Below are 6,822 nucleotides of genomic sequence, written 5' to 3'. Positions count from 1 at the left end.
CTTCCTGGACGGCGTCGATATCGATCTGGTGGCGGATGTTGGTCAGGCGGATTTCCTGCTGCTGATCGGCGATGCCCGCGAGACCGGCCTGCTCGAGGCCTATGAAGGCTTGATAGAACAGGGGCTGGCGCGCGGCCTGCCGATGGTCTGCGCCAACCCGGACACGCACCGCGTCGATGGCGGCAGGCTGGCCGAGGCCATCGGGCTGGTGGCGGAGGAATATGAGCGGCGCGGCGGCCGCGTGCAGTGGCACGGCAAGCCCTACCCGCCGATCTACCGCAGCCTGGGCCTGTCCGACAAGGCGCGCATCCTCGCCGTCGGCGATTCGCTGGGCCATGACATTGCGGGGGCCAGCCGCTTCGGCTGCGACAGCGCGCTGGTGGCCGACGGCATCCATGGCGCGGCGCTGGGCGTCAGCGGCAACAGCCTGCCGACGGAGGCCGCCTGGCGCGGCTTCATCGCCGACAAGCCTGTGCGACCGACATATCTGATGGGCCGTTTCGTCTGGTAGCGCAATCTTGTCCGCCGGCTTTCCCGCGTGACATGATCGCCGGCACCGGCATCAAGACCGGCGGGAGGGTGAAATGACTGCATTACCGAGGATCGAGGGCGATTGCGTCTGGCACGGCGCCGAGATGGCGACGTCGGACCGCTGGATTGTCGAGCTGACGGGCCAGGACATCGCGGCGCTGGATGCGGCGCTGGCCCATGTCGAGGCGCAGGGCATGGCCTGGCACGATATCACCCGCGAGAGCTTCCCGCTGGGCGCGCTGGCCGACAGGCTGGAGGCGGTCCGTGAGGAGCTGGAGAATGGCAGCGGCATGGTGAAGCTGCGCCGCATCCCGGTGGAGCGCTATTCGGAAGCCCAGCTGAAGAAGCTGTATTTCGGCCTCGGCAAGCATCTGGGATACACGCTGTTCCAGAACAACCGTGGCGAACTGATGCGCGAAATCCGCGACGAGGGGGCCAGCGTCGTCGGCGAACGCTATGGCCAGGTGCAGACCAAGGATAACGGCACCTTCCTGTCCTCCTATGCCCGCACCCTGTCGAACGGGGCGCTGCGCTTTCATACCGACCGCTGCGATGTGGTCGGCCTGCTGTGCGTTCGCCAGGCCGCCAATGGCGGGGTCAGCAAGCTGTGCTCCTCCCCCATGGTCTATAACACCATCCGGGAGCGCCGGCCGGACCTGCTGGAGGTGCTGTGCCAGCCCTATTACCGCAGCCGCTTCGGCGAGGAGAAGGGGGCGGAGCAGGTCGCCTATCCGTTGCCGATCTTCGGGCTGCGCGACGGCAAGCTGACCAGCCACTATTCGCTGACCTATATCGAGGCAGCGGCTTTCATCCCGGGCGTGCCGCCGATGACCGACGCGCAGAAGGAAGCTCTGGCGCTGTTCCAGGCGACGATGGAGGAATTGTCCTTCGAGATGGTGCTGGAGCGGGGCGACATTCAGCTGCTGAACAACCATGTCGTCTATCACGGCCGCACGCCCTTCACCGACGATGCCACGCAGGGCCGCGACCGATTGCTGTTCCGGCTCTGGTTGTCGATGCCGAACAGCCGCCCGCTGCCGCAGGATCACAGCGTCCTGTGGCGCCATGTGGAGGCCGGCGCGGTGCGCGGCGGTATCGGTCAGGAAGCACTGCTTCCAGCCTGAACAAGCGCTGTGTCAAGAACACAATAGCCTTGACAGTATTGGGATAACCGCTACCGTATCTAGTGGTTATGGTTCCCCGATTCGGTAGATTTGGGGCTAAGACGGGAATTCGGTGCGGCGGGTTTTCTGCTAAATCCGGAGCTGTCCCCGCAACTGTGAGCGGCGAGTTTTTGCCCTTTCATGCCACTGAATGCCCGGAGCGAGGCCGGGATTCGGGAAGGCCGGGCAAGCAACGGCGACCCGCAAGCCAGGAGACCTGCCATGACCAGACGAATGACCTTGGGCGGGGTGTCCTTTGGGTCGCTTGCGGGGAGGGGGATTGTGCCCGCGGGATGACCTGTTGCCCTGTCACCACCTGATCGACGGGGTAGCGATGTCCTCTCTGGCTTTCGATTTCGACTATGACGGCAATCTCGTTCCGCAGACTCCGGGCGGGCCTTCCCAGTCTCGTCCGGCGCAGGCGCGCCCGGCACAGCCTCGGCCCGTGCAGCAGCGTCCGCGCGTGCAGCCGCCTGAGCCGGACTTCCCGCATCAGCAGGCCCTGAACCTGGAACGCCGCGCGCCGCTGCCCTATCCGCTGGCGCCGCGTCCGCAGCCGTCCGACCTGAAGCTGGACCGCGACCGCGACGCGCTGCTCACCGCCTTCGGCAAGGCGACGCTGACCGACCGCTACCTGCTGGCGGGTGAAAGCTATCAGGACATGTTCGCGCGGGTCTCCTGCGCCTTCGCTGACGATATCGGCCATGCCCAGCGCCTCTATGACGCCATGTCGCGCCTGTGGTTCATGCCGGCGACGCCGGTGCTGTCCAATGGCGGCACCACGCGCGGCCTGCCGATCTCCTGCTTCCTGAACGCGGTGCCGGACTCGCTGGATGGCATCGTGCGCACCTGGAACGAGAATGTCGCGCTGGCCTCCAATGGCGGCGGCATCGGCACCTATTGGGGCCAGGTCCGCTCCATCGGCGAGGCGGTGAAGGGGGCGGGCGAGACCTCGGGCATCATTCCCTTTATCCATGTGATGGACGGTCTGACACTGGCGATCAGCCAGGGCTCGCTTCGGCGTGGCTCGGCGGCGGTCTATCTCGACATCCACCACCCGGAGATCGAGGAATTCCTGGAAATCCGCAAGGCCTCGGGTGATTTCAACCGCAAGGGCCTGAACCTGCATCACGGCATCAACGTGACCGACGAGTTCATGGAAGCGGTGCGCGATGGCGGCCAGTTCGGGCTGAAGAGCCCGAAGACCGGCGAGGTGCTGCGCAAGGTCGATGCCCGCCAGCTGTGGCAGCGCATCCTGGAGACCCGCTTGCAGACCGGCGAGCCCTACCTGCTCTACATCGATACGGTGAACCGTGCCCTGCCGAAGCATCAGCAGAAGCTGGGGCTGAAGGTGTCCACCTCCAACCTGTGCAGCGAGATCACCCTGGTCACCGGTCAGGACCAGGAGGAGAAGGAGCGCACCGCCGTGTGTTGCCTGTCCTCGCTGAATGTCGAGACCTGGGAGGAGTGGGCCGAGGAGCCGGGCTTCATCGAGGATGTGCTGCGCTTCCTCGACAATGTGCTGACCCATTTCATCGAGAATGCGCCCAGCGGCATGGAGCGCGCCACCTATTCGGCGATGCGCGAGCGCTCCGTCGGACTTGGCATCATGGGCTTCCATTCCTTCCTGCAGGCGCGCGGCATTCCGTTCGAAAGCGCGCTCGCCAAGTCCTGGAACTTCAAGATGTTCCGCAAGATCCGCCGCGAGGCCGACGCCGCCTCGGTGGCGCTGGCGGAAGAGCGCGGGCCGTGCCCGGACGCGCATGATGCCGGCATGAAGGCGCGCTTCAGCCACAAGATCGCCATCGCGCCGACCGCCTCCATCAGCATCATCTGCGGTGGCACCAGCGCCGGCATCGAGCCGATCCCGGCCAACATATACACCCACAAGACGCTGTCCGGCGCGTTCTCCGTGCGCAACCGCCATCTGGAGACGATGCTGGAGGAAAAGGGTCAGAACACCGCCGAGGTGTGGCAGTCCATCGTGGAGAAGGAAGGTTCGGTCCAGCATCTCGATTTCCTCAGCGAGGACGAGAAGGCGACCTTCCGCACCGCCTTCGAGATCGACCAGCGCTGGATCATCGACCTGGCGGCCGACCGTGCGCCCTTCATCTGCCAGAGCCAGTCGCTGAACCTGTTCCTGCCGGCCGATATCGACAAGTGGGACCTGCACATGCTGCACTGGTCCGCCTGGAAGCGTGGCATCAAGAGCCTGTATTACTGCCGCTCCAAGTCGATCAGCCGTGCCGCCTTCGCCGGCAAGCTGGAAGCCAAGGCGGAGGAGGGCGAGAAATCGGCCTTCGATAACCAGGCCCCGACCGATTACGAGGAGTGCCTGGCATGTCAGTAAATCTCGGCCATCTGAACCCGCGCGACCTGGTCGGCACTGGCAAGGTTGGGCTGCTGACCGCCACCGGCACCTATGACGTGAACCGCTATGGCTGGGCCTACGAATACTGGAAGCGCCAGCAGCAGACCCACTGGATGGGTGAGGAAGTGCCGCTGGGCGGCGACATCAAGGACTGGGCCTCGGACCGCGTCAGTGATTCGGAGCGGGCGCTGCTGACGCAGATTTTCCGCTTCTTCACCCAGTCGGACGTCGAGGTCGGCGACAATTACCTGAAGCGCTACATCCCGCTGTTCCAGCCGCTGGAACTGCAGATGATGATGGCCGCCTTCTCCAACATGGAGACGGTGCATATCGACGCCTATGCGCTGCTCTTGAAGACGCTGGGCATGCCGCAGTCGGAGTTCGAGGCGTTCCGGGATTATTCGGAGATGCGCGCCAAGGCCGATTACATGCACACTTTCGGTGTGGAGACGGTGTCGGACGTCGCCCGCACGCTGGCCATGTTCGGCGCCTTCACCGAGGGCATGGCGCTGTTCGCCAGCTTCGCCATGCTGCTGAACTTCCCGCGCCACAACAAGATGAACGGTATGGGGCAGATCGTCTCTTGGTCGGTGCGCGACGAGAGCCTGCATTGCGAGGGCATCATCCGGCTGTTCCACGAATGGCACCGGGAGACCGGCGCGGTCACACCTGCCGTGCGCGACGACATCATCGACGTCGCCAAGACGATGGTGGGTCTTGAGGAGAATTTCGTCGATCTGGCCTTCGGCATCGGCGAGATCGAGGGGATGAAGGCCGAGGACATCAAGGCCTATGTCCGCTACATCGCTGACTGGCGGCTGACCCAGCTGCGCCTGCCCACGGTGTTCGGCTGCTTCGAGAAGACCGACACCGGCTACAAGCAGCTCACGCCGCACCCGCTGCCCTGGCTGGTGGAAATCCTGAACGGCGTGGAGCACGCCAATTTCTTCGAGCAGCGCGCGACGGAATATTCCAAGGGTGCGAGCCGCGGCAGCTGGGATGGCGGCAATGGTGTGTGGGCGCGGTTCGAGCAGATGGAAAAACAGCGCGCGGAACTCGTCTCCTGATCGCGCGCAAGATAAAATAAATGCAATATATGGTTATCGATTTCTTAAGATAGTTCACATAGAAGCGTAGGGAAATTCACCTTTCTCCTAATGAAAGGATTGGGAGGGTATGAAGTCCCTACGCATCGGTTTCCAGGTTCAGCTGATTACGCTGATCGCCGTCATCGGTTTCGCGATTTTCACTGCGGTTTATCTGGTCGGCGACCAGATACGCGGCGGCTACCAGCGCGAGGCCGACCGGGCGATCGAGGCCAAGCTGCTGTCCGACCAGATCCGCTACGCCTTTCTCGACGCCCGCCGTCACGAGAAGGATTTCCTGCTCTACAAGAAGGAAGAAAGCATCGCCAGCCATGCCGAGAGGATGGCGGCGATCTCGGGCGCTATCGAGGAGATGCAGCCGAAGGTGAGCGAGGAAATCCGCGCCGGGCTGCCAGAAATCCGTGAAGGACTGGCCTCCTACGACAAGCAGTTCCGCGCCCTGGCGGAAGCCTGGAAGACCATTGGCCTGACCGACCGTTTCGGCCTGATGGGCGAGCTGCGCAATTCCATCGATGCGGCCGAGGAAAAGCTGGACGAGTTCCGCAACCACCAGCTTTCCGCGATCATGCTGATGATGCGCCGTTACGAGAAGGACTTCCTGGTGCAGGTCGATCCGCGCCTCGTGCGTTCCATCGCGGGTCGTTTCGAGGAGTTCCAGAAGGTGCTGGAGCGGTCCGACCTCTATGCCGCCGACAAGGAAGAGCTGATCAAGCGCTTCACCGTCTATGTCGAGAACATGCAGCGCGTGGGCGACCTGCGGGTGCAGATCAAGGCAGCCGAGGAAGCGCTGCAGGCGGAGTTCGCGCGCGTCGATCCCATGGTGTCGTCGCTGGGCGATGCCGTGCAGGCCTCCTACGAGGCGGCCGAGACCCAGGCCCGCAGCATCGCCGATCTGGCACGTCTCATCGTCATCGGCGCGGTGGTCGGAATCATCGTCCTGTCCATCCTCATTGCCGCCCTGGTCGGGCGCGCCATCGCAGCACCGGTAGGCCGGATGACGGACGCCATGCGGCACCTGGCCGACGGCGACAAGGAGGTGGAGATACCGGCCACCGATTACCGCAACGAGCTGGGCGAGATGGCGCAGGCGCTGGACGTGTTCCGTACCTCCATGATCGAGGCCGACAGGCTGGCGGCGGAGCAGGCGGAAAGCCAGCGCGTGCAGATCGAACGGGCCGAGCGGCTGCAGCATCTGGCGCAGGCCTTTGACAGCGAGGTGAAGGATGTGCTGGGCAGCGTGAACTTTGCCCTGCAGACCATGATCGAGACCTCGGCGTCGATGAGCGATGCTGCCAAGATGCTGAACACGCAGTCCAGCTCGGTTTCGACGGCGGCGCAGCAGGCGGCCGGCAATGTGCAGACCGTGGCGTCGGCGACCGAGGAACTGAACAGCACCTTCGGCGAGATTTCCGATCAGGTCACCATGTCGGCCAACATCGCTCAGGATGCGGTCGCCGAGGCGAAGCGCACCAATGAGGGCATCACCCGGCTGGTCACCACTGCCGACCGTATCAGCGAGGTGGTGCGGCTGATCCAGGACATCGCCGAGCAGACCAACCTGCTGGCGCTGAACGCGACCATCGAGGCGGCGCGGGCCGGCGAGGCCGGAAAGGGCTTTGCCGTGGTGGCCTCCGAAGTGAAGAACCTGGCC

4 protein-coding genes, 1 pseudogene and 1 riboswitch are annotated in these 6,822 nt (G+C 64.1%); all 5 genes and pseudogenes read left to right on the top strand.

Features of this window, described 5'->3' with window-relative positions; all coding sequences use genetic code 11:
- The coding region (locus MK313_RS17550; RefSeq protein WP_287783410.1) for an HAD hydrolase-like protein at nt 1-511 on the top strand (511 nt) is incomplete at its 5' end.
- Between the two features lie 73 nt (nt 512-584).
- A complete protein-coding gene (locus tag MK313_RS17545) occupies nt 585-1,655 on the top strand; it encodes a TauD/TfdA family dioxygenase (protein WP_287783408.1) in 1,071 nt (356 codons plus the stop codon).
- A gap of 52 nt (nt 1,656-1,707) precedes the next feature.
- A riboswitch (cobalamin riboswitch) is annotated at nt 1,708-1,934 on the top strand.
- 94 nt (nt 1,935-2,028) lie between these two features.
- Nucleotides 2,029-4,044, top strand: a complete 2,016-nt coding sequence (locus MK313_RS17540) for a ribonucleoside-diphosphate reductase subunit alpha (protein ID WP_287783405.1) — start codon at nt 2,029-2,031, stop codon at nt 4,042-4,044.
- Nucleotides 4,035-5,132: a ribonucleotide-diphosphate reductase subunit beta gene (locus MK313_RS17535; protein ID WP_183077832.1), complete on the top strand. Its 1,098-nt coding sequence runs from the start codon at nt 4,035-4,037 to the stop codon at nt 5,130-5,132. Before MK313_RS17540 ends, MK313_RS17535 begins: the two co-directional genes overlap by 10 nt.
- A gap of 1,009 nt (nt 5,133-6,141) precedes the next feature.
- Nucleotides 6,142-6,822 (top strand): annotated as a pseudogene (locus MK313_RS18255) (methyl-accepting chemotaxis protein); the annotation flags it as partial.

Source organism: Oceanibaculum sp. (assembly GCF_022449305.1).
Taxonomy (GTDB): domain Bacteria; phylum Pseudomonadota; class Alphaproteobacteria; order Oceanibaculales; family Oceanibaculaceae; genus Oceanibaculum; species Oceanibaculum indicum.
The sequence above is the reverse complement of the archived record's forward strand: the minus strand, read 5'-3'. Positions and strand labels throughout refer to the sequence as shown.

What these genes read in the sequence shown, in the direction of transcription:
- MK313_RS17545 (WP_287783408.1), top strand. Translation starts at nt 585, where the DNA reads ATGACTGCATTACCGAGGATCGAGGGCGATTGCGTCTGGCACGGCGCC.
- MK313_RS17540 (WP_287783405.1), top strand. Translation starts at nt 2,029, where the DNA reads ATGTCCTCTCTGGCTTTCGATTTCGACTATGACGGCAATCTCGTTCCG.
- MK313_RS17535 (WP_183077832.1), top strand. Translation starts at nt 4,035, where the DNA reads ATGTCAGTAAATCTCGGCCATCTGAACCCGCGCGACCTGGTCGGCACT.